Source organism: Povalibacter uvarum, from assembly GCF_014202975.1.
Lineage (GTDB): Bacteria > Pseudomonadota > Gammaproteobacteria > Steroidobacterales > Steroidobacteraceae > Steroidobacter > Steroidobacter uvarum.
In genome coordinates this window covers 1,075,191-1,097,062 of the sequence record NZ_JACHHZ010000001.1, presented here as the reverse complement: position 1 = coordinate 1,097,062, position 21,872 = coordinate 1,075,191, and the positions used below count along the sequence as shown (strand labels likewise).

The 21,872-nt window shown below is 63.0% G+C and carries 20 protein-coding genes; 7 read left to right on the top strand and 13 right to left on the bottom strand.

The window, feature by feature from the left end; all coding sequences use genetic code 11:
- Window positions 1-50 precede the first annotated feature (50 nt).
- Both HNQ60_RS04685 and HNQ60_RS04680 read right to left on the bottom strand, forming a co-directional pair.
- Window positions 51-1,313 (bottom strand): aminotransferase class I/II-fold pyridoxal phosphate-dependent enzyme, encoded by a 1,263-nt coding sequence (locus HNQ60_RS04685; protein WP_184329829.1) that lies wholly within the window; start codon window positions 1,311-1,313, stop codon window positions 51-53.
- A 206-nt stretch (window positions 1,314-1,519) separates the two neighbouring features.
- Window positions 1,520-2,266, bottom strand: a complete 747-nt coding sequence (locus tag HNQ60_RS04680) for a maleate cis-trans isomerase family protein (RefSeq protein ID WP_184330190.1) — start codon at window positions 2,264-2,266, stop codon at window positions 1,520-1,522.
- Window positions 2,267-2,533: 267 nt separating this feature from the next.
- Here HNQ60_RS04680 and HNQ60_RS04675 point away from each other — a divergent pair, with 267 nt between their 5' ends.
- Both HNQ60_RS04675 and HNQ60_RS04670 read left to right on the top strand, forming a co-directional pair.
- Window positions 2,534-3,283 carry an electron transfer flavoprotein subunit beta/FixA family protein gene (locus tag HNQ60_RS04675; protein ID WP_184329828.1) on the top strand — a complete coding sequence of 250 codons (750 nt, stop codon included), beginning with the start codon at window positions 2,534-2,536 and terminating at the stop codon, window positions 3,281-3,283.
- Window positions 3,283-4,224 carry an electron transfer flavoprotein subunit alpha/FixB family protein gene (locus HNQ60_RS04670; protein ID WP_184329827.1) on the top strand — a complete coding sequence of 314 codons (942 nt, stop codon included), beginning with the start codon at window positions 3,283-3,285 and terminating at the stop codon, window positions 4,222-4,224. The genes HNQ60_RS04675 and HNQ60_RS04670 overlap by 1 nt, the downstream gene beginning before the upstream one ends.
- Before the next feature lie 121 nt (window positions 4,225-4,345).
- Here the strand turns inward: HNQ60_RS04670 and HNQ60_RS04665 are convergent, their stop codons facing one another.
- The 7 genes from HNQ60_RS04665 to HNQ60_RS04635 form a co-directional block, all read right to left on the bottom strand.
- Window positions 4,346-4,828 (bottom strand): peroxiredoxin, encoded by a 483-nt coding sequence (locus HNQ60_RS04665; protein ID WP_184329826.1) that lies wholly within the window; start codon window positions 4,826-4,828, stop codon window positions 4,346-4,348.
- Window positions 4,829-4,947: 119 nt separating this feature from the next.
- Window positions 4,948-5,583: a GntR family transcriptional regulator gene (locus HNQ60_RS04660; RefSeq protein WP_184329825.1), complete on the bottom strand. Its 636-nt coding sequence runs from the start codon at window positions 5,581-5,583 to the stop codon at window positions 4,948-4,950.
- A 180-nt stretch (window positions 5,584-5,763) separates the two neighbouring features.
- Complete coding sequence (locus HNQ60_RS04655) at window positions 5,764-6,666, bottom strand: hydroxymethylglutaryl-CoA lyase (RefSeq protein WP_184329824.1); 903 nt, start codon at window positions 6,664-6,666, stop codon at window positions 5,764-5,766.
- 29 nt (window positions 6,667-6,695) lie between these two features.
- Window positions 6,696-7,685 (bottom strand): ornithine cyclodeaminase family protein, encoded by a 990-nt coding sequence (locus HNQ60_RS04650; RefSeq protein WP_221304009.1) that lies wholly within the window; start codon window positions 7,683-7,685, stop codon window positions 6,696-6,698.
- Window positions 7,682-9,397, bottom strand: a complete 1,716-nt coding sequence (ilvD, locus tag HNQ60_RS04645; RefSeq protein ID WP_184329823.1) for a dihydroxy-acid dehydratase — start codon at window positions 9,395-9,397, stop codon at window positions 7,682-7,684. The genes HNQ60_RS04650 and ilvD overlap by 4 nt, the downstream gene beginning before the upstream one ends.
- A gap of 88 nt (window positions 9,398-9,485) precedes the next feature.
- Complete coding sequence (locus HNQ60_RS04640; protein ID WP_184329822.1) at window positions 9,486-10,400, bottom strand: DMT family transporter; 915 nt, start codon at window positions 10,398-10,400, stop codon at window positions 9,486-9,488.
- On the bottom strand, window positions 10,397-11,785 hold the full coding sequence (locus tag HNQ60_RS04635; RefSeq protein ID WP_184329821.1) for a leucyl aminopeptidase family protein: 1,389 nt from the start codon (window positions 11,783-11,785) through the stop codon (window positions 10,397-10,399). Before HNQ60_RS04635 ends, HNQ60_RS04640 begins: the two co-directional genes overlap by 4 nt.
- Before the next feature lie 376 nt (window positions 11,786-12,161).
- On the opposite strand from HNQ60_RS04635, the gene ilvC reads away from it, so the two are divergent.
- The 5 genes from ilvC to leuB all read left to right on the top strand — a co-directional run bounded on the left by ilvC (window position 12,162) and on the right by leuB (window position 17,346).
- Complete coding sequence (gene ilvC / locus HNQ60_RS04630; protein ID WP_184329820.1) at window positions 12,162-13,154, top strand: ketol-acid reductoisomerase; 993 nt, start codon at window positions 12,162-12,164, stop codon at window positions 13,152-13,154.
- Between the two features lie 87 nt (window positions 13,155-13,241).
- A complete protein-coding gene (locus tag HNQ60_RS04625) occupies window positions 13,242-14,198 on the top strand; it encodes a branched-chain amino acid transaminase (RefSeq protein ID WP_184329819.1) in 957 nt (318 codons plus the stop codon).
- Window positions 14,199-14,296: 98 nt separating this feature from the next.
- Entirely contained in the window at window positions 14,297-15,700 is a 1,404-nt protein-coding gene (gene leuC, locus HNQ60_RS04620; RefSeq protein ID WP_184329818.1) for a 3-isopropylmalate dehydratase large subunit, read from the top strand.
- Between the two features lie 7 nt (window positions 15,701-15,707).
- Window positions 15,708-16,283, top strand: coding sequence for a 3-isopropylmalate dehydratase small subunit (gene leuD / locus HNQ60_RS04615; protein WP_184329817.1), 576 nt, complete (start codon window positions 15,708-15,710; stop codon window positions 16,281-16,283).
- A 1-nt stretch (window position 16,284) separates the two neighbouring features.
- Window positions 16,285-17,346, top strand: coding sequence for a 3-isopropylmalate dehydrogenase (gene leuB / locus HNQ60_RS04610; RefSeq protein WP_184329816.1), 1,062 nt, complete (start codon window positions 16,285-16,287; stop codon window positions 17,344-17,346).
- Window positions 17,347-17,658: 312 nt separating this feature from the next.
- Here the strand turns inward: leuB and HNQ60_RS04605 are convergent, their stop codons facing one another.
- From HNQ60_RS04605 to metX, 4 genes are read right to left on the bottom strand one after another with little or no spacing between them, the layout of a single operon-like run.
- A complete protein-coding gene (locus HNQ60_RS04605) occupies window positions 17,659-18,549 on the bottom strand; it encodes a crotonase/enoyl-CoA hydratase family protein (RefSeq protein ID WP_184329815.1) in 891 nt (296 codons plus the stop codon).
- Window positions 18,550-18,558: 9 nt separating this feature from the next.
- Window positions 18,559-19,572: an NAD(P)H-dependent flavin oxidoreductase gene (locus tag HNQ60_RS04600; RefSeq protein WP_322096836.1), complete on the bottom strand. Its 1,014-nt coding sequence runs from the start codon at window positions 19,570-19,572 to the stop codon at window positions 18,559-18,561.
- Between the two features lie 45 nt (window positions 19,573-19,617).
- Window positions 19,618-20,781, bottom strand: a complete 1,164-nt coding sequence (gene metB, locus HNQ60_RS04595; protein ID WP_184329813.1) for a cystathionine gamma-synthase — start codon at window positions 20,779-20,781, stop codon at window positions 19,618-19,620.
- Complete coding sequence (gene metX / locus HNQ60_RS04590) at window positions 20,778-21,833, bottom strand: homoserine O-succinyltransferase MetX (RefSeq protein WP_184329812.1); 1,056 nt, start codon at window positions 21,831-21,833, stop codon at window positions 20,778-20,780. The genes metB and metX overlap by 4 nt, the downstream gene beginning before the upstream one ends.
- Between the last annotated feature and the right edge of the window lie 39 nt (window positions 21,834-21,872).

Genomic DNA, 21,872 nt, shown 5'->3' with positions numbered 1-21,872 from the left:
GCGCGATGAAACGCTCATCGCCTCCTCACCACCCGGACGTTCGTCGCTGGTCAGCTGCGGACCATCTTCAGCGCGGGCGCTCGCGTCGCGGGCTCTGCGCCCGACGCGTAGCTGTCGAGCAGCTCTTCCACACGACCGAACACATCGGCGATCACTTCCGACGTCGGGAGGTTGGTGATGCGGAAATGCGTCTTGTACGGCGCGTTGAAGCTCGTGCCCGGCGCCAGCAGCACATGCTTGTGCTGCAACAGATCCATCGCGAACTGCTGATCCGAGAACTCCGGCAGAACGCCTTCCTTGATGCCGATGAACGCGTAGATCGCGCCGCGCGGTGCGCAGACCTGCAGATACTTGCTGGCAGCGACGCCGTCGAGAATGGCTTTGCGGGACTGGAACAGGCGACCGCCGGGCCGCGTGAGTTCGTAGATGCTCTGATAGCCGCCGAGCGCCGTCTGCACGGCCCACTGCCCGGGGACGTTGCTGCAAAGACGCAGCGACGACAGCTTGTCGAGTGCCGCCAGGTATTCGCGCGCCGGCTCGACTTCACCCGAGAACGACACCCAGCCGACACGGTAACCGCAGGCGCGATACACCTTCGACAGTCCGGAAAGCGTCGCGCACAGCGTGCCGTGAACGAGCGTCGCCATCGGCACGAACTCGGCGTTGTCGTAGAGAATCTGATCGTAGATCTCGTCGCTGAACACGACGAGATGATGCTTCTCTGCGATCCGTGCGATCGCTTCGAGTGTGGCGCGCGAGTAAACCGCGCCCGTGGGATTGTTCGGATTGATGACGACGATCGCGCGCGTCCGGCTCGTGATCAGGGCTTCGATGTCCTTCGGATCGGGCTCGAAACCATTCTCAGGCCGACACGGGTAGTGAACGGCCCGTCCGCGATTCAGGTTCACCGCCGCAGTCCACAACGGATAGTCGGGGCTCGGAACGAGCACTTCATCGTCAGTCGACAGCAGTGCGCGCAGCACGAGATCGATGAGCTCGCTCACGCCGTTGCCCATGTAGACCTCTTCGGCCGTCACACCGCGCACACCGCGACTCTGCTGCTGCATGACCACAGCTTCGCGCGCCGGGAAGATGCCCTTCTGATGGCAGTACGCCTCGCTCGAGCGCAGGTTCTCGATCATCGCGAGCCGCATCGTCTCCGGCGTCCGGAACCCGAACACCCCGGGATTGCCGATGTTGAGCGCGATGATGTCGTGCCCCATCCGCTCCATCTCATTGGCTCGCCGCGCCAGATCCCCACGAATTTCGTAGCGGACGTTGGCGAGACCGGAGCTGGGACGGATGGTGCGCATGGACTGAGCTCGAAAGCCGAGATGACTGCTAGATGGCCGGAAGATAACAGAATACAGCGCGGCGGCGCCCGGCACAGCGGGCTTCTGTGGGGGGAATCACAGTGAAGAAGCCAGCTAGCCATTAGCCGGCTAGCCAGCTAGCCAGAGAGGAGATCGGAGTTCTTGTTTGGCTAGCTGGCTAATGGCTAGCCGGCTAGCTGGCTTCTTCAGTGCTCCATCAACAACGACCCAAACCCCTCAATCCTGTCTTCGATGCCGTTGCTGCGCAGTGCGTGCCAGTAGGTGCAGGTGTTGACCGCCAGGACGGGCTTGCCGAGCCAGCGCTCGGCTTCGGCGGCGACCCGGGAAAAGCCGAGATTGGTGCCGACCTGCAGGATCAGTTCGACGCTGGGGTCGTCGACCTCGCGGACGGCGCGACGCAGGCGTTCCGGGGATTCGTGCCCCATCAGGAGCGGGCTGTTGCTCTTGAGTCCGAGCAGGTTGACCACCTCGAACCCGACGTCGGTGAACGAGCGGCGGACCTGCGCATCGCCGGAGGGCATGTACGGCGTGATCACGCTGATCTTCCGGATGCCGCCGTAGCGCTGGATAGCGGCCTGGCACGCCTGGGCCCCCAGCACGACCTTCACGTGAGCACGCGCCTCGAGGTGTGTCTGCAGCGCGTTCGCATCCATCGTCCCTTCCCAGAAGGTTTCCGCGGTCATGGCCATGATCACCGTGGACGGCGCGCAGGCCATTACCGTGTCGATCGCCGTTTCCACGGACGCGCGCACGGTGCTCATCATGCGGGTGAACTCTTCTTCCGTATCGACTGGCGTATCCGGAATGACCACTCTCGTCAGCTGGTTCGAAATCCCCGACGGCCGCATGGCGTCGAACTCCGGCTGAACGATGGTGTTGGTGGCCGGCGTAATGACACCGACCTTGAGGCGCGGTCCGAGTGCGTCAGGCATACGTTGCGAGCGGGTCCATGGGCGAACGGGCCGCCAGTTTACCCACCCGCCGCGCGAGCGCACGGCCGGTCTTTTTGCGGTGCGTTCCGACTTACGGAATTTCCCGGCCGATCAATGAGTAAAGTTCGCTGCAGCGCGCTGGCGATGGTTTGACTCCGGGCCAGCGTTCCATTAGTTTGCCCCGCCGTTGCCCGGCGGGCGCGAAGGGCGGCGTTTCGAGCCCTGTTTCCGGCTTTTTTTCGCAATCCAAATGAACTGGAGTGTGGCGTGAGCAAGATTCTGGTTGGCCTCAAGCGCGTCGTGGACTACAACGTCCGCGTCCGCGTGAAACCCGACGGCACGGGCGTCGTGACCGAAGGCGTGAAGATGAGCATCAATCCGTTCGACGAGATTGCGCTCGAAGAAGCCCTGCGGATCAAGGAAAAAGGCGGAGCGACGGAAGTCATCGTCGCCAGCATCGGTCCCGCCGATACCCAGCAGCAGCTGCGCACCGGCCTCGCCATGGGCGCCGATCGCGCAATCCTCGTGCAGAGCGATGCTCCGGTTGAACCCCTGGCCGCCGCCAAGGCGTTCCTGAAGCTGATCGAGAAGGAAGGCCCGCAGATCGTGCTGCTCGGCAAGCAGGGCATCGACGACGACAACAACCAGACCGGCCAGATGCTGGCAGCGCTCTGGAATCGTCCGCAAGCCACGTTTGCATCGAAGGTCGAGCTCGACAGCGGCCGTGCCAAGGTCACCCGTGAAGTCGACGCCGGCCTCGAGACCATCGAAGTCGATCTGCCCGCCGTCATCACCACCGACCTGCGCCTCAACGAGCCGCGCTACGTGAAGCTGCCGGACATCATGAAGGCGAAGAAGAAGCCGCTCGACACCCTGCCGATCGCCGAGCTCGGCATCGATGCCGGCAGCCAGTTCAAGACGCTCAAGTACGAAGCGCCCGCGGGCCGTTCGAAGGGGGTGATGGTCAAGGACGTCGGAGAACTCGTTGCCGTGCTCAAGCAGAAGGGGTTGATCTAATGACCAAGATTCTCGTCGTCGCCGAACATGCCGGCGGCAAACTCAATCCCGCCACCGCGAAGTGCGTTGCGTGCGCCAGCGCCATCAGCGGCGCCGAAATCGATGTCGTGGTCCTTGCCGCGGATGCATCCGCCGTTGCGGACCAGGCAGCGAAGCTTCAGGGCGTGAAGAAAGTCCTGAAGGTCGAGAACGCCGCGAACGCCGAGCCGCTCGCCGCCGTTCTCGCGCCTCAGATTGCCGCAGCTGCTGCGAACTACACGCACGTCTTCGGCCCCTCCACGACCTTCGGCAAGGATCTGATGCCGCGCGTCGCCGCCCTCCTCGGCGTCGGCCAGCTGAGCGACATCATGGCTGCCGACTCGGCATATACCTTCCGTCGCCCGATCTACGCGGGCAACGCGATCATCACGGTCGAAGCCGCGAAGGATAAGAAGGTCGTCGCAACCGTACGTGTTGCTTCATTCCAGGCCGTCGGCGAAGGCGGCAGCGCAGCCGTCGAAGCTGCAGCAGTGAATGCAGAGATTCCGACGCACACGCGCTTCGTGACACGCTCCGCTGCAGCCACCGGCCGTCCGGATCTGCAGACTGCCGCACGTGTCGTGTCAGGCGGCCGCGCCGTCGGCAGTGCCGACAACTTCAAGATCATCTACGGACTCGCCGACAAGCTCGGCGCTGGCGTAGGTGCTTCGCGCGCCGCGGTCGACGCCGGCTACGCCCCCAACGATCTGCAGGTCGGTCAGACCGGCAAGATCATCGCTCCCGAACTCTATGTTGCCGTGGGCATCTCGGGCGCCATCCAGCACCTGACGGGAATCAAGGATGCGCGCACGATCGTTGCCATCAACAAGGATGCGGAAGCACCGATTTTTGAGGTGGCGGATGTGGGGCTGGTGGGAGACTTGTTCACGGTCATCCCCGAGCTGGAGAAGGCGCTGGGATGAAACCGGCGGCGAGCGGCGAGCGATGAGCCGCGAGCCAGCCCAGGAAGCACCAGACGAAAAGCCAAGGGGGCGAGAAATCGCCCCCTTGTTCTTTTCTGCCTCACAGCTCGTAGCTCGTCGCTCACAGCTGACCTAAAACGTACTCCGCACTCGACACCTTGAACTCCCCTTTCGCTTCCACGTTCAGCTGCTTCACGACGCCGTTCTCGACGACGATCGCGAAACGCTGACCGCGGGTGCCCATGCCGAATCCGGAGGCGTCGAAATCGAGGCCGAGGGCCTTGGTGTATTCGGCGTTGCCGTCGGCCAGCATGTCGACCTTGTCGTCGGTGTTCTGCGCCTTGCCCCAGGCCTTCATCACGAACGCGTCGTTCACGGACAGGCAGGCGATCTTCGCGACGCCCTTGCCTTTCAGGTTCGCGGCCTGCTCGACGAATCCGGGCAGATGCTTGGCATCGCAGGTGGGAGTGAACGCGCCCGGCACTGAAAAGAGCACGACCTTTTTGCCGCTGAAGTACTCATCCGCCGTGACCTTCTGCGGGCCGTCCTTCGTGATGAGCGTGAGGGTTCCGGACGGCATCTTGTCGCCGACTTTGATCGTCATGGGAGATCTCCGAAGTTGGATGGCGGATAGCGGATGGCGGATGGGTGATGACCCGATCCGACGGATAGCGAGACAGCGTACTATCAGCCATCCGCTATCCGCCATCCGCTTCTTGCTTACTACAGGAGTCGCAGTGCGCCGCGGGCACCGAGGATGTGCGAACGCATCAGCGCGGCAGCCCAATCGGGGTCGCGCGCCTCGAGGGCGCGAACGATCTCGAGGTGATGCGAAGCGCTGCGGATCAGATCCTCGTCGTGATAGGACTCGAACGTCTTCATCATGAGCTGCGCTTCGATCAACGACGACAGTGCACCCACCAGCCGCGAGCTGCCCGAGCACTCCTGGATCCGGCGATGGAACTGGCTGTTCAGATCGCCGATGCGCTCCAGGTAACCTTCGCGCTTGCTCAGGGTCTCGTGGTACTGATCCTCGGCGAGCTGGCGCAATTCCGCGATTGCCTCCGCGGTCATCCGGCGGGCAGCACGTGCCGCGCCGTACGATTCGAGCAGGGCCCGCAACTCGAACACGTCGTCGCGGTCTTCATTCGTCCATTCGGTGACGATGGCGCCCTGGTGGGGGATGAACTCGAGCAATCCTTCCGCGTGCAACTTGCGCAGAGCCTCGCGAACGGGTGTCCGGCTCACGCCCGCGGCGGCTGCGACTTCTTGTTCGGTGATTCGTGACGATGCCGGATAGACGCCCCGGACGATGCGTTCGCGCACCGTCTGATAGGCCTTGTCCACTGCTTTAGCCATGATCTTCCTTCAAAAACATTGAGAGCCCGCTAGGGGCCGATGGCGCGAGTGTATACGCCTGACAGAGGGTCACGACAGGGCTGCACACAAGCCCCTATGGAACGGCAGGAAGGGAGGTCGGGGCGCGGGTCAGCAGCCGGCTGAACGCGGCTACGGAATCACTGGCATAAGAGGCGCTATCTAGCTGATAGATTTAGGGAATCCGCCCGCCCTGGAAACCATGCTGGGCAACGGCCGGCCCCTCTGCTCCTGGAGCCAGTGCCCGACGCCGATGAGCTTGTTCAGATCGATGCCAGTGTCGAAGCCCGCCCTCGACAGCATGTACACCAGATCCTCGGTGGCCACGTTACCGGTCGCATTGGGGGCGAACGGGCACCCCCCGATTCCCCCTACACTCGAATCAAGCGTCCTTACGCCCGCCGAGACGGCGGCGTAAGCATTGGCGACCGCCGTGTTGCGCGTGTTGTGGAAGTGACATCGCAGAGGCAAGCCCGGCACGGCTTGTCGGATTCGCCCGACGAGTTCGGTGACCTGAGTCGGCACAGCGACTCCGATCGTGTCAGCGATCGCCAGTTCGACGGGCGCCGCCTGCGACAACCGCGTTGCGAGCGCCACGACACGATCCATCGGTACCTCACCTTCGAACGGACATCCGAACGCGACTGAAATGGTGATCTGAGCTCGAATGCCTGCTGCATGTGCCAGCGGCGCGATCTCCTCCCAGGCGCGAACCGTTTCCTCTGTGCTGGCACCCTGATTGCGCTGAGCGAAGCTGTCGGTCGCCGCGGTGACCATGCCGATCTCGGTGCAACCCGCTGCCTGCGCGCGATCGAAACCCTTGCGATTGAGGACGAGCCCCACGTACTGGACGTCGCTTCGGCGCGGCAGTCCCGCGAGCACCGCTTCAGCGTCAGCCATCTGCGGCACGCGCTTCGGGTTGACGAAGCTGGCGACTTCGACGCGCCGCACGCCGGCGGCAATGAGCCGCTCGATCAACTCGAGCTTGATCGATGTCGCAAGCACGTCGGGTTCGCTTTGCAGCCCGTCGCGGGGTCCGACTTCGACGATTTCGATCTGGGACATGGCTGTGCCGTGATGAGATGATCGAGTGATCAAGCCAGGAAATCGAAGCTGGCAGGCGCGTCGCCGGCCGCTTTCACCTTGCGGTAAACGTACGCCGCGCAGGCCAGGTCCTGCAACGCCAGGCCGGTCGAGTCGAAGATCGTGATCTCCGTGGCGCTGAGGCGACCGGGTTTCGCACTCGCAGCGATGTGGCCGAGCTCCGCGTAGATCGCGCTGGGCTCCAGCAAACCCTGCGAAACAGGGACATTGACCTCGCCGCTGTGCGTGGCTTGATCCATTTCATCGACGACCACTTTGGCGGACGTCGTCAGTTGCGATTCCAGTTCCTGCTTGCCCGCTGCATCCGCACCGATGGCGTTGATGTGCGTACCCGGCTTCACCCACTCAGCGGCAACGATCGGTGCGCGAGCAGGCGTGATCGTCGTCAGCACATCCGCTGCCCTCACCGCCTCTTCCACGGAACCGGCAACGTGCATCACGACCTTGAACCGATCAGTCGCTGATCTCGCAAGGCGATTCGCACGGTCTGCATCGAGATCGTAGATCACGACGCGATCGATTCGCGGCCGCACGGCGAGGACCGCTTCGATCTGTGTCAGCGCCTGATTTCCCGCGCCGATCACCGACAGCACGGTGGCATCCGCACGCGCGAGCAATCGCGTTGCGACACCGGCAGCGGCGCCCGTTCGCAGCCTCGTGATCGCTGTCGCATCCATGATCGCCAGCGGCACACCGGTCGGCGGGTCGAACAACGTCAGCGTGCCGATGATGGACGGCACGTCGCGGTTGCCGGGATGCATGTTGATGTTCTTGATCGAGGCGAAACCCAGCGGCGGCGCGTATGCGGGCATCGCGCGCACATCGCCACCCGGCAGATCGAGGTAGACCTTCGACGGCATCTGCACCTGCCGGCGACCATGGAGCCGGAAGATTTCTTCCACCGCGACCAGCGCCTCGCGCATGTCGATCGCGGCGAGGACCTGGCTCTGATTCAGCAGCAGCGTGGGTGTCATCGTCATTCGGCGTCGGTCACTGCGCCCTGGGAGGCGCTGCTGACGCTACGTGCGTACTTCGCCAGTACACCGCGGCGTGCATAGGGTTCCGGTGCCTTCCATGATTTCCGGCGTTCAGCGAGCTCGGCGTCGCTCACATCGCAGCGGATTTCGCGCTGCACGGCATCGATCGTGATCTCGTCGCCATCACGCACTAGGCCGATGGGTCCGCCGACTGCCGCTTCCGGCGCGATGTGACCGACGACGAAACCACGGCTGCCGCCGGAGAATCTGCCGTCCGTGATCAACGCGACTTTGCCCGCGAGTCCGCGGCCGGCGATCGCGCTCGTCGGACTCAACATCTCGCGCATACCTGGGCCGCCCCTCGGGCCTTCGAAGCGGATGACGACGACGTCGCCTTCGACGACGACGCCGTCGAGGATCGCTTGCAGCGCGTTCTCTTCGCCGTCGAATACCCGGGCGCGTCCGGTGAACGAGAGTCCTTCCTTGCCGGTGATCTTGGCGACTGAACCTTCGGGAGCGACGTTGCCGTACAGCACGACGAGATGGCTGTCCGGCTTGATCGGATCGTCGAACGCATGAACGATGTCCTGGTTCTTCGGATACGGCTTCACGGACTTGAGATTCTGCGCGAGCGTCTTGCCCGTGACCGTCAGGCATTCACCGTGCAGCAGTCCGCGCGCGAGCAGCGTCTTCATCAACGGCTGAATGCCGCCGATCTTCACCAGCTCCGACATCGCGTATTTGCCGCTCGGGCGCAGATCCGCGAGCACGGGCACACGCTTGCCGATCCTGGTGAAGTCGTCGAGCTCCAGCGGAACGCCTGTCGCGTGCGCGATCGCGAGCAGATGCAGCACGACGTTCGTCGAACCGCCGAGCGCGATGGCGACAGTGATCGCGTTCTCGAACGCCTTGCGCGTCAGGATCTGCGACGGCCTCACGTCCGCCTTCACGAGCTGCAATATCGCCTTGCCCGCGGCCTTGCAGTCGTCGAGCTTCTTGCCCGACACCGCTTCCTGAGCGGAGCTGTTGGGCAGGCTCATGCCGAGCGCTTCGATCGCCGATGCCATCGTGTTCGCCGTGTACATGCCGCCGCAGCTGCCCGGCCCCGGAATGGCCGTGCGTTCGATCTCCAGCAGATCCTTCTCGCTGATCTTGCCCGCGGCGCGTGCACCGACGGCTTCGAAGACTGAAATGATGTCGCGACGCTGCTTGCCGGGCTTGATCGTGCCGCCGTAGACGAAGATCGCCGGACGATCCAGGCGGGCGAGCGCCATCATGCAACCGGGCATGTTCTTGTCGCAGCCGCCGATCGCAATGACGCCATCGAAGCCCTGGGCTCCCGAGACCGTCTCGATCGAGTCCGCGATCACTTCGCGCGACACGAGCGAATAGCGCATGCCCGGTGTGCCGTTCGAAATACCGTCGGACACGGTGATCGTGCCGAACGTCGTGCTCTTGCCGCCTGCCTTGTCGATGGCGGTCGCGGCGGCCTTCGCAAGCTTGTCTATGTGCATGTTGCAGGGAGTGAGATCGCTCCACGTCGAGGCAACACCGATGGCGGGCTTGCGGAAATCGGCGTCCTTGTAGCCGACGGCGCGCAGCATTGCGCGGCTCGGTGCTTGTGCGTAACCGTCGACGACGACGCTCGAGTAACGGCGTGCGGAGTCTTTGTTGCGTGGCTGGCGTGCAGGCTTCTTCGAAGTGCGCTGGCTCATGGGATCGAGGGGTTCTGCAGGTCGTAAAGGGAGTGGGGAGTATGACAGAGCGCTTTCTACACGGCGGCGAGTTCGTGCGTCCACATGGCTACGTGCCGGTATCCGCGATGCGATGCTCGCGCAGCAACACGATCAGCACGCCGGCGAGCGTCACCGCGCCGCCGATGAGCATTCGTGCTGTCAGCTGGTCGTGCAGCAGCGTTACACCGAAGAACACTCCGAACAGAGGTGACAGCAATGTCAGCGGCGAAAGGCTCGTTACGGGATAGCGGCTGACCAGGTAGTACCAGCCGGTGTGCGCGATGAGGCTCGACATGACAGTCGTGAATGCAAGTGCCGACCAGCCGCTCAAGTCCGCGTTCACCACCGCGTTCCACTGATTGTCTTCCAGGATGAGGCTGAGAAGCAGCAGTACCGGGCCGCCGACGATCGCGATCCACGCCTGCAATTCCAGCGCTTTGATGTTCTTCATGCGCTTGACGAAGATCAGGCCGAGTGAACCGAAGAAGCACGATGCCACGACGAGCATCAGGCCTTCCCAATAATCGAACGCTCTCGGATCGAACCCGATGATCGCGATGCCCCCGAACGCGAGCACGATGCCGAGCCGGCGCCGCCAGCGAATGGTTTCGCCGAGCAGCCACACGGAGAGCAGCGTCGAGATCGGCACTCCCAGCTGGCTCGCGATGGCGACCATCGATGCGTCCTTGACGAGGTAGACGCCAAGGAACAGCAGCGCGAATGCCGCGGGTCCGGTGAGCAGAGCCGCGCAGGCGAGTGTCCGCATCTGGCCGGGATGGATGCGCAGGAACGGAATCAGGACCAGCGCGACGGATCCGAAACGCAGCGCCGTGAACAGGATCGGCGGGAACTGCCCGACGCCGATCTTCGAGGCAATCAGGTTCAGGCCCCAGATCAGGTTGATGCCGATCAGGAATGCAAGATCGCGCCCACCGAGCCAGACCGGTTGTGCGGCGGCGGAATTAGCGGCGGGCTCGCTCAACGGACGTAACGCGCTTTGAGGAACGCGTAGAGCGCACGAATGCACTGTGCTTCAGCGCCGACGGGCCGGCCGGGACGATCCTTGCCGTTCCACGAATACAGATCGATGTGCAGCCATGCGCGCGCTTCGCTTACGAACCGCTTCAGGAACAGCGCCGCAATGATCGCACCCGAGAATCCCGATGCGGATACATTGTTCAGGTCCGCGATCTTGCTCGACAGCTCATCGTCGTAGCCGGGCCAGAGCGGCAGATGCCACAGCGGATCGGATTCGGCGAGTCCGACCTTCACCAGTTCCGCCGCCATCGCATCATCACTTGCGAACAAGGCCGGCAGCTCCGGCCCCAGTGCGACACGAGCGGCACCGGTCAGCGTGGCCATGTCGATGAGCAGATCGGGCTTCTCTTCATCGGCGAGCGCAAGTCCGTCGCAGAGAATCAGCCGGCCTTCGGCGTCGGTATTGCCGATCTCGACCGACAAGCCCTTGCGAGTCGCGATGACATCGCCGGGCCGGAAAGCGTTCGCGGAGATTGCGTTCTCGACAGCCGGCACGATCACGCGCAGTCGCACGGGCAGCTTCGCATCCATGATCGATTGAGCGAGGCCGAGTACCGCGGCGGCGCCCCCAAGATCCTTTTTCATGAGAATCATTGATGCTGCCGGCTTGATGTCGAGGCCGCCGGAATCAAAGCAAACGCCCTTGCCCACTAGCGTCACCTTCGGATGGGCCGCATTTCCCCATTCAAAATCGATCAGCCGCGGTGCGACTGCGCTGGCGCGGCCGACGGCGTGCACAGCAGGGAATCGTTCGCTGAGGAGCGCATCGCCGACCACTACGCGATGCCTGCATTCGTAACGACGCGCAACCTCCAGCGCTGCATTCGCGAGCGCTTCGGGAGTCATGTCGTTCGCAGGCGTGTTGACGAGGTCGCGCGCGAGAGCTGACGCCGCACGCAATCGCTCGAGCTCTGCGATATCGACATTGGCGGGAACCTGCAGTGAGATCGCACGCGCAGGCGCCGCACGACGATATCGTTCGAACCGGTACTGGCCGTAGAGCCAGCCAAACGCAAACTGCGTCGCAGCGGCGTCAGAGAGTGACTGAGCCAAGTGGTATCGACCATCCGGCAGGCGATCGGGCAATCCCGCCGATTGCCAGCAACTGAATTCATCGCGTGCAGGGCGACGCCCCAATCCGACGACGACGGCGGCGGGCGTGCCTTGTTCGCCGGGAATCAGAACGATCTTGAAGCGCTCGCCCTTGAAAGCGTTCGCGACGAGCCAGTTGCGAACGACCTCGCTCTGCCCCGCTCGCCAGGCCTCGAACGTTTCCTCGTGGACGAGGTGAATGGGAACAGATCCGGCGTGCGACTCGGTCGTGAGCATCTAGGACAGCGGTTAGCGGTTAGCGGTTAGCGGATGGTACGCGCAGGCGCTGTCCTATTTCTGCATCTGTGATGCGGCGCGGATGGCGATGCATCGCGGGCTGCGATGGAAGCATCGCATTTCGTGCTGGGTCGATTGTGTACAAGGGGTTGACAAGCAAAGTGGCGCTATGTTGCTATCCGCCTGATTTATCAGACCGTCTTGCTTCCCGCGCCCTTTCCGGATCGATCAGGTTGTGTAGCCGCAACCGGACAGCGGTGAGTAATCGTCGGTCAGAACGGGCAGCCACGAATTCGCACAACGAACCCCGCACCGGCCGCGCCCGAGGCGGGGTTCTTTATTTTGATTCTGTTTCGAACACGCTTCAGGAGCGCACATGCAGATTTATTCGCAGAAGGACGTCAAGAAAGCCGCCCTCAAGGGCGCGCGCATCGCAATCCTCGGCTATGGCAGCCAGGGCCGCGCGCACGCACTGAACCTCAAGGACAGTGGTTTCGACGTCGTTGTAGGCGTGCGCAAGAGTGGCGCCAGCTGGGGCAATGCGAAGAAGGACGGCCTTGCGGTCGCCGAACCTGCTGAAGCGGTGAAAGGTGCTGCATTGATCGCCTTCCTGACACCGGATCTGACTCAGAAGGATCTGTACAAGGATGTCATCGGCAACATCGCCAAAGGCACGACGATTCTCTTCGCGCACGGATTCAACGTGCACTTCGGCCTCATCAAGCCGCGCAAGGATCTCGATGTCGTGCTGATCGCACCGAAGGGCCCGGGCGGCCTCGTGCGTCGCCAGTACGAACAGGGTCGCGGCGTGCCCTGCCTGCTCGCGGTCTACCAGGATGCGACGCGCAAGGCGAAGGACAACGCCCTCGCCTACGCTCATGGCATCGGCGGCACCCGTGGCGGCGTGCTGAAGACGACGTTCGCGGAAGAGACCGAGACGGATCTGTTCGGCGAACAGGTCGTGCTGTGCGGCGGCACGACGGAGCTCGTCGTGAAGGGTTTCGAGACGCTCGTCGAAGCCGGTTATCAACCCGAAGTCGCGTACTACGAAGTTCTGCACGAACTGAAGCTGATCGTCGACCTGCTGCACGAAGGCGGCCTCGCGAAGATGCACAAGTTCATCTCCGAGACGGCGAAGTACGGCGATCTCACGCGCGGCCCGCGCATCGTGAACAAGGGCACCAAGAAGGAAATGAAGAAGGTCCTCAAGGAAATCCAGGACGGCAAGTTCGCGCGCCAGTGGATGAGCGAGAACAAGAGCGGCCGCAAGAAGTACAACAAGCTCATGAACCAGGACCTGAAGCACAAGATCGAGAAGGTCGGCGTGAAGCTGCGCGACCGCATGCCGTGGCTGCAGGAAAACGCCTGATCCGCGTACGGGATGTCCGGCTGCGCTGGCCGCCGGACATCCATTTCCTGATCTTTTGACGCCAAGATCCTTCGAAGGAGCACTCCCATGCCCATCAGTGCCGCCAAGTACATCTGGCAGAACGGCAAGCTCGTTCCCTGGGAGAAAGCGACCGTGCACGTGCTGGCGCATGCGCTGCACTACGGCTCGACGGTTTTCGAAGGCGTCCGTTCGTATCCGACCGCCAATGGCCCGATCATTTTCCGGCTGACCGATCACACGAAGCGCCTGTTCGATTCGGCCAAGATCTACCGCATCGACATCCCCTACTCCTTCGACGACATCAGCGCGGCCTGCAAGGAGATCATCGTCAGCAACGAACTGAACCGTGGCGCGTATCTGCGCCCGTTCGCGTTTCGTGGCTACGGTGAAATCGGTGTCGCGCCGAAGAACCCGCCTCCTGTCGAGACTGTCGTTGCTGCATTCGAGTGGGGCGCATACCTCGGCGCCGAAGGCCTCGAGAACGGCATCGACGTCTGCGTGTCGTCGTGGCAGAGACTCGCGCCGAACACCATTCCGGCGATGGGCAAAGCAGCAGGCAACTACCTGTCGAGCCAGCTCATCAGCATGGAAGCGAAGCGACTCGGCTTTGCCGAAGGCATCGGTCTGAGCACCGATGGCACGGTGAGCGAAGGCGCGGGCGAGAACCTGTTCCTGATCCGCGATGGCGTGATCTACACACCGGCGATCGCCAACTCGATTCTGCAGGGCATCACGCGTGACAGCGTCGTGAAGCTGGCCCGGGTGCACGGCTTCGAAGTGCGTGAGCAGGCGATTCCGCGCGAACTGCTCTATCTCGCCGATGAAATCTTCCTGACGGGTACGGCCGCGGAGATCACGCCGGTCCGCTCCGTCGACCACATCCAGATCGGCGCCGGCAAGCGCGGTCCGGTGACTGAAACGCTGCAGTCCGCGTTCTTCGGCCTGTTCAACGGCAAGACCCCGGACAAGTGGGGCTGGCTCGAATCCTGTTCCGACCGGAAAAACGTGGCGGTCGGCGCCTGAGCCCATCGCGGGCGGCGATGCCGGGCTGACGAATCGTCAGGCAGGCCCGACCGCTCCCTCGGCATCCTCTTCTCGACCGTCGCGGCCGCATCGAATCCATGAACGCAAAGACACTCTTCGAGAAGGTCTGGGAACAGCACGAGGTCGTTCCGGAGACCGCGGATACGCCCGCCGTTCTCTACATCGATCTTCACCTGGTCCACGAAGTCACCTCGCCGCAGGCGTTCTCGCTGCTGCGCGAACAGGGCCTGAAGGTCCGGCGGACCGATCGCACGCTGGCGACGATGGATCATTCGACTCCGACCGATCCAGATGAAATCTTCGGTCGGGTACCCATCAAGGTCGAATCCGCGGCCCGCCAGGTCAAGGAGCTCGAGAAGAACTGCGGCGAGTTCGGTGTGGAGCTGCTCGGCCTCGGGAGCGACCAGCGCGGCATCGTCCACGTGATCGGTCCGGAGCTGGGCGCAACGCAGCCCGGCAAGACGATCGTGTGCGGCGACAGTCACACGGCCACGCATGGCGCTTTCGGCGCCCTCGCCTTCGGTATCGGCACGACGGAAGTCGGCCATGTGCTCGCCACACAGTGCCTGCTGCAGCGTCGTCCGAAGACGCTTGCAATCGAAGTGAAGGGCCGCTTGCCCGAAAGCGTGACCGCGAAGGATCTGATTCTGGCGATCATCGGCAAGATCGGCGTGTCGGGCGGCACCGGCCACGTCATCGAATATCGCGGCTCAGCCATCGAAGCGCTGTCGATGGACGAGCGCATGACGGTCTGCAACATGTCGATCGAAGCCGGTGCACGCGCCGGCATGATCGCTCCCGATGAAACGACATTCGCCTACCTCAAGGGACGCCGCTTCGCACCGCAAGGCACGGCGTGGGACAAGGCAGTCGCCGAATGGCGCAAGCTGCCTTCGGATCCGGGCGCACGTTTCGATCGTGTCGTAGAGATCGACGCGACCTCGCTGGAACCGATGATTTCGTACGGCACCCACCCCGGCATGGTCGTACCGATCAGCGGCTCTGTACCGGAGCGAGCGAACGACGCCGTCCACGCGAAGTCGCTCGCTTACATGGGCCTCTCCGGCGGCGAGAAACTGATCGGCAAGCCGATTCAGGTCGTGTTCGTCGGCAGCTGCACGAACGCCCGCCTCTCCGATCTCGAGCTCGCTGCGAAGGTCATGCGAGGCCGCCGAGTGGCCGACGGCGTGCGAGCCCTGATCGTTCCCGGTTCACAGCAGATCAAGCGTGAGGCGGAAGCCCGCGGCCTCGCGAAGATCTTCACTGATGCCGGCGCAGAGTGGCGGGAGTCCGGCTGCTCGATGTGCATCGGCATGAATGGCGACCTCGTCGCCAAAGGCCAGTACGCAGTCAGCACGAGCAACCGCAACTTCGAAGGCCGCCAGGGCACGGGTGCAAGAACCTTGCTGGCGAGTCCTGCGACCGCTGCCGCGGCTGCCATTACCGGACGAGTCACCGATCCGCGTGATTTCCTGGGCTGAGTTCACCATGCAACCCATACGCACCATCGAATCGCGGACCGTCGTCCTGCCATTCACGAACATCGACACCGACCAGATCATTCCGGCGCGCTTCCTCACGACGACGACCAAGGAGGGCCTGGGCAAGCTTGCATTCTCGGACTGGCGCTACGAAGCCTCCGGTGCGCCCAAGAGCGACTTCATCCTCAATCGGCCTGAATCTTCCGGCTGCGCGATTCTCGTCGGCGGACGCAACTTTGGTTGCGGGTCGTCGCGTGAACACGCGCCGTGGGCTTTGCTCGACTATGGCTTTCGTGCCGTCATCAGCACGGAGATCGCCGATATATTCCGCAGCAACTCGCTCAAGAACGGCCTGCTGCCGATCGTCGTCGACGAAGCCACTCACCAATGGCTGCTCGACAATCCCGGTGCGCAGCTGCGCATCGATCTCGAAACATCGACACTCACGCTTCCGACAGGAACGAGCGTCCAGTTCCCCATCGAAGGTTTCGCCCGCTACTGCCTGCTGAACGGCACCGACGAAATGGGATTCCTGCTCAGTCGCTCGGACGCGATCACGAAATTCGAACAGGGCCGCGCATAGCATGCACGCAAAGATCGTTGTCCTCGCCGGCGATGGCATCGGCCCCGAAGTCACTCATGAAGGCGTCCGTGTGCTGGAGGCGGTTGCGAGCCGCTTCGGTCACGATTTCAAGTTCGAGGCGCATCTCATCGGGGGTGCTGCCATCGATGCCACGCAATCCGCACTGCCCGCCTCCACTCTCTCCGCTTGCGGCACCGCTGACGCAGTTCTGCTGGGCGCGGTCGGCGGACCGAAATGGTCGGATCCGAATGCGAAGATCCGGCCCGAGCAGGGGCTGCTCGCGTTGCGCAAGGGCCTCGGACTGTTCGCGAACCTGCGTCCGGTGACGCTGCATCCTTCGCTCCTCGACGCTTCGCCGCTCAAGCCTGAGGTGTTGAAGGGCACCGACATCATGGTCGTGCGAGAACTCACCGGCGGCATCTACTTCGGCGAGAAACGCCGCACAGCCGATGCGGCAAGCGATCTCTGCACTTACACGGTCGAAGAGATCGAACGCGTGACGCGAGTCGCAGGCAGGCTCGCGCGCAATCGGCGCAAGTCCATCGTGTCCGTTGACAAGGCAAACGTGCTGGAAACTTCGCGCCTGTGGCGCAGCACTGTCGAGCGCGTCCTCAACGAAGAATTCGCCGACATAAAGCTCGAACACATGCTCGTCGATTCAGCGGCGATGCATCTCATCCGCAAGCCTGCGAGCTTCGATGTGATGCTTACCGAGAACATGTTCGGCGACATCCTGACGGATGAAGCTTCGATGCTGGCCGGGTCGCTCGGCCTGCTTCCGTCGGCCTCCCTGGGCGCTGGCCGCCTCGGGGTTTACGAGCCGATCCACGGTTCCGCCCCGGACATTGCCGGCCGGGGAATCGCCAATCCGCTCGGCACCATCCTGAGCGTCGGCATGCTCCTGAGGCACTCCCTGGAGCTGCCGGCCGAGGCGCAAGTGGTTGAAAAAGCTGTGGCCGACGCCGTCGCGGCGGGCCTCAGAACGGCCGATATCGCGGCTGGCGGCGCGGCCAGGAGCACGCGCGAAGCGGGCGACGAAGTCGTCAAGCGAATCCTGCAGTAAACGCCGTAAAGCCCTGATATCTCAGGGGGAATCGAACCCCTCCGGGTGCGGCAAATTTTCTTGCCACAAACCCCGGCGGGACGGTTATGATTTGTCCGCCCCGGTGATTCGATCTCTGCCGGTGCTTCCGCCTTCGGGCAAATCTCCATGTCTCGACCACTACGGTCGAGGTGTCTTTGGTGGAAACAGGGCTCGTGTCGGGTTAGTCCCCAAGGTCGATGACGGCTCACGCCGATATCGCCACGACCGCGCTTCTAAGTTGCCACATCAAGGCCGGCGAAGAGCCGGCCTATTTTTTTGCGTGCGGTTTTCTCAGCGCGGCTCGCGCGTCCATTCTTCGTAGAACGGCGGCAAGTCGCGCGATGCGCTCGACTTGAATTCGGGGGCGCGCTTCTCGCGAAACGACTGCACGCCCTCCTTCCCATCGTTGACGCTCGTGTAGAACATCGCGAGCGAATCGATTCGATGCGCTTCGAGCGGATGAGGCTGCGCGGTGTTTCGATACAGCATCTGTCTTGCGAGTGCGATCGCGACGGGTGAACGGTTGTCGATGATGCGTCGAAGCAGTTTCCGCGCTTCGTCGAGGAGCTGTTCGGGCGCGATCACGGATTTCACCAATCCACCACGCTGCGCTTCGTTCGCGTCGATGATGTCCGCCGTGTAGACCCACTCGAGCGCCTGCGAAATCCCGACGATCCTGGGCAGGAACCACGACGAGCATGCTTCCGGCACGATGCCGATCTTGCCGAACACGAATCCGATGCGCGCTTTGTCCGAGGCGAGGCGAATGTCCATCGCGAGCGTCATGGTCGCGCCGATGCCGACTGCCGCGCCATTGATCGCAGCGATCACCGGCTTCTTGCAGTTGAAAATCGCGAGCGTCACGCGACCGCCAGTGTCACGCACACCCTTCACGATCGCCGGGTCGTCGAGGCGCTCATGCATGTCGTCCAGCGTCGGCTGCTGCGACTCATCGAGACCGAAAACATTCCCAGGCGCCGACAGATCCATGCCCGCGCAGAAGGCCTTCCCGGCGCCCGTCACGATGATTCCGCGCACAGCGTCGTCATCGCTCGCGTGCGTGAATGCGCTGATCAGCTCCTCCGCCATCTGTGGCGTGAACGCATTGAGCTGGTCAGGGCGATTGAGCGTGAGCGTCAGGATGCCGTCGACGACTTCGTAGCGAATAGCTGAATAGTTCATGCGACCTCGCTAGACAGCGACCATCGCCGTCGCCGCGCCCAGATGCTGACGACATTCGCTCACGATGCGATCGATCAGCTCGGCGCAGCTCGGCACGTCGTGAATCAGGCCGATCACCATCCCGGCGCTGACGACGCCGTCGTTCACGTCACCGTTCTTCAAAGCAACCTTGCCGCGCGCGCCGGCAACGAGGTGCCTGACCTCCTCGAACTTCGCACCGCGCTTCTCCATTGCGACGACTTCTTCCGAAATCGCATTCTTGAAGACCCGTGCAGTGTTGTGCATCGTCCTGAACATCAGATTCGTGTCCCGCTCAGTAGCCTGAACGAGCGCCTGCTTCACGTTGTCGTGCACCGGAGCTTCCTTCGTGCACATGAACCGGGTGCCCATGTTGATGCCTTGCGCACCCAGCGCGAATGCCGCGGCCATACCGCGACCATCACCGATTCCGCCGGATGCCACGACGGGAATCTTGAGTGCCGCGACGGCCGCCGGAATCAGAATCATGTTGGGGACATCATCTTCACCCGGATGACCGGCGCATTCGAACCCGTCGATGCTGACGATGTCGACGCCGTAGCGTTCGGCGGAAAGCGCGTGGCGCACCGATGTGCACTTGTGCACGACCTTGATGCCGTGCTGCTTGAACTCGCCGATGAAATTCTTGGGGCTGTTACCCGCGGTCTCGACGATCTTGATCCCGCTCTCGATGATGGCGCGCATGTATTCCGCATAAGGCGGAGGTGTGATGGCCGGCAGGATCGTGAGATTCACCCCGAACGGCTTGTCGGTCATCGTGCGGCAGCGCTCGATCTCGCGCCGCAGATCATCGGGTGTCGGCTGCGTGAGCGCCGTGAGAATGCCGAGACCGCCTGCGTTCGAAACCGCCGATGCAAGCTCGGCAGTGCCAACCCACTGCATGCCGCCCTGAATGATCGGATAGCGGATACCGAGCAGTTCGGTGACTTTGGTCTTCATGTGTACTCTGTTCACGTTTCTTTGGGCAGCCCCTGGAGACTGCACAGAGTACACAGACTGCCGGGAGGCAGTCACTGCGTTCGCGCTTCTTCAGATACGTTGAGCGCGATCAAGACCACTCTGCAGATCGCGCAGCAAGTCGTCCGCACTTTCGATTCCGACAGAGAGTCGCAACAAGGAATCGGAGATGCCCGCACGCGATCTTGCTTCTGCCGCCATTCCTGCATGAGTCATGCTGGCCGGATGCGCCACCAGGCTCTCGACGCCGCCAAGCGACTCCGCCAGCGAGAAGCATCGCAGGCCATCGAGGAATGCGCGTGCCTGCGGAACGCCGCCCTTGAGTTCAAAGCTGACCATGGCGCCGAAGCCGGACTGCTGGCGCTTCGCAATCTCGTGCTGCGGATGATGCGCGAGCCCCGGGAAGAACACCTTCTGCACAGCCGGATGGGCATCGAGAAGCTGAGCAATGCGCTGCGCATTGTCGCCGTGGACGGATAGCCGCGCATGAAGCGTGCGCAGTCCGCGCAGCGTCAGGTAGCTGTCGAATGGAGCACCAGTCACGCCGATACAGTTCGCCCACCACACTAGCTTTTCGTGCAGTTCGCGAGTCGCTGACGCGACGGCACCGCCAACGACGTCGCTGTGACCGTTGAGGTACTTCGTCGTCGAATGCAACACCAGATCCGCACCGAGCGCGATCGGCAGCTGCCAGCCCGGCGACAGGAAGGTGTTGTCCACCAGTAGAAGCGCGCCCGCAGCGTGAGCTTTCGTTGCGATGCTCCTGATGTCGACGATACGCAGCAGTGGATTGCTGGGCGTTTCGATCCATACGAGACGCGGCTTCTTCGCCAGTGCGGCATCCAGGGCACGTGCATCGGTCTGATCCACGAATTCGACCCGGATCGAGCCGCGCTTCGCGAGCGCGTCGAAAAGCCGATAGGTGCCGCCGTAGCAATCGTGAGGCGCTATGAGGAGATCGTTGCTCTCCAGCAGGTGCGTCGCGAGCGTGACCGCAGCCATGCCGGACGCCGTGATGACCGCCCCCGCCGCGCCTTCGAGCTCAGCGATCGCTTCGCCCAGCGCGTCGCGCGTGGGGTTGCCGGAACGCGTGTAGTCGTACGCGCCTTTCTCGCCGAAGGCCTTGAATGCGTACGTCGACGTCAGATGAATGGGCGGTACGACCGCATTGTGCTGAGTGTCGGACTCGAGTGCGGCTCTCACCGCGCGGGTAGCGGAACTGAAACTGTCGCTCATCGTGCTTGCTCGGAAAATCCCAGGGCGCGTTCGAAAACGGGTTGCAATACGGCGCCTTCCTTCAGGAAGGCGTCGTGACCATACAGTGAGGAGATCTCCACGATCTCTGCGGGACCGGCGAGCGACGATTGCAGTCGCTGGACGTCACAGAGAGGCACGAGCTGATCCTCGCGTACCGCGACGAGCGTCGTGGGTACCGTGATGCGAGCCGGGTCGACGCGATGCAGGTCGATCGATTCCGACAAGCACAGGAATGCTTCGGGGAGATAGGACGCCGCATACGCATCGCCGCGGGCCAGGAGATAGGTTTCGACCGGAAACTGGAAACGCCCGTCGATTCTCTCGGGCTCGGCGTCGAAACGAACTGCGAATTCAGCCGGGCTGCGATACGTCGCCATCGCCAGCGCGCGCGCGAGTCGCAGCCCTTCAGGGCCGTCGTTCTTCTTCAACGCATAGCGAACAGTCGCGCGCTGGACGCTGCGCCACGCTGTCGCCATCGGATGAGAACGGTCTGCGGCACTGATCACGACGATGCGTCGAGTGAGCTGAGGAAAGCGTTCCGCGAAGGCCAGCGCGACCATTCCGCCATAAGAAGCGCCGACGACGGCCTGGACCGATCCCAGCTTCAGGTGTTCGATGAGATGAGCCAGAACGGCTGCCTGATCGTAGGCGCTGATGGAGGGGAAATTTGACTGATCGCGTCGTGGGCCTGTGGTCTGTCCGCTGCCGCCGAGGAAATCGAAACCGAGCACTCGACAGCGTCGCGTATCCAGCGCACTGCCCGGCCCGACGATTTCACTCCACCAGCCTCGTGGCGTGTTCCCGGTGACGAAACGACCTGCGGAGATGCCGCCCAGGGCCGCAACGACGGGAGCTGCGTCATCGCCGACGAGACGCCACGCGACTTTCATCTGATCGATGTGGCCGCCGAGATGAAGTTTGAACGCGCCCGGGATCTCGAGCACGCCCTCGCGTGTCGCGGATTCCACGGCTTCGGGAATGGATGCAGCAGGCGCGACGTCCAGTGCGGCCGGCTGAGTCAAAGCGTTCATGCAGCAAGTACTCCAATTCATTCCGCGCCCGTGCTGGGG

Bases quoted from the DNA above. Each gene is read 5' to 3' on its own strand.
- metX (WP_184329812.1), bottom strand. From the start codon at position 21,833: ATGAACGCTTTGACTCAGCCGGCCGCACTGGACGTCGCGCCTGCTGCA.
- leuC (WP_184329818.1), top strand. From the start codon at position 14,297: ATGAACGCAAAGACACTCTTCGAGAAGGTCTGGGAACAGCACGAGGTC.
- HNQ60_RS04655 (WP_184329824.1), bottom strand. From the start codon at position 6,666: ATGTCCCAGATCGAAATCGTCGAAGTCGGACCCCGCGACGGGCTGCAA.
- HNQ60_RS04605 (WP_184329815.1), bottom strand. From the start codon at position 18,549: ATGAACTATTCAGCTATTCGCTACGAAGTCGTCGACGGCATCCTGACG.
- HNQ60_RS04635 (WP_184329821.1), bottom strand. From the start codon at position 11,785: ATGCTCACGACCGAGTCGCACGCCGGATCTGTTCCCATTCACCTCGTC.
- ilvC (WP_184329820.1), top strand. From the start codon at position 12,162: ATGCAGATTTATTCGCAGAAGGACGTCAAGAAAGCCGCCCTCAAGGGC.
- metB (WP_184329813.1), bottom strand. From the start codon at position 20,781: ATGAGCGACAGTTTCAGTTCCGCTACCCGCGCGGTGAGAGCCGCACTC.
- HNQ60_RS04670 (WP_184329827.1), top strand. From the start codon at position 3,283: ATGACCAAGATTCTCGTCGTCGCCGAACATGCCGGCGGCAAACTCAAT.
- leuD (WP_184329817.1), top strand. From the start codon at position 15,708: ATGCAACCCATACGCACCATCGAATCGCGGACCGTCGTCCTGCCATTC.
- HNQ60_RS04665 (WP_184329826.1), bottom strand. From the start codon at position 4,828: ATGACGATCAAAGTCGGCGACAAGATGCCGTCCGGAACCCTCACGCTC.
- HNQ60_RS04660 (WP_184329825.1), bottom strand. From the start codon at position 5,583: ATGGCTAAAGCAGTGGACAAGGCCTATCAGACGGTGCGCGAACGCATC.
- ilvD (WP_184329823.1), bottom strand. From the start codon at position 9,397: ATGAGCCAGCGCACTTCGAAGAAGCCTGCACGCCAGCCACGCAACAAA.
- HNQ60_RS04625 (WP_184329819.1), top strand. From the start codon at position 13,242: ATGCCCATCAGTGCCGCCAAGTACATCTGGCAGAACGGCAAGCTCGTT.
- leuB (WP_184329816.1), top strand. From the start codon at position 16,285: ATGCACGCAAAGATCGTTGTCCTCGCCGGCGATGGCATCGGCCCCGAA.
- HNQ60_RS04685 (WP_184329829.1), bottom strand. From the start codon at position 1,313: ATGCGCACCATCCGTCCCAGCTCCGGTCTCGCCAACGTCCGCTACGAA.
- HNQ60_RS04680 (WP_184330190.1), bottom strand. From the start codon at position 2,266: ATGCCTGACGCACTCGGACCGCGCCTCAAGGTCGGTGTCATTACGCCG.
- HNQ60_RS04650 (WP_221304009.1), bottom strand. From the start codon at position 7,685: ATGACGATGACACCCACGCTGCTGCTGAATCAGAGCCAGGTCCTCGCC.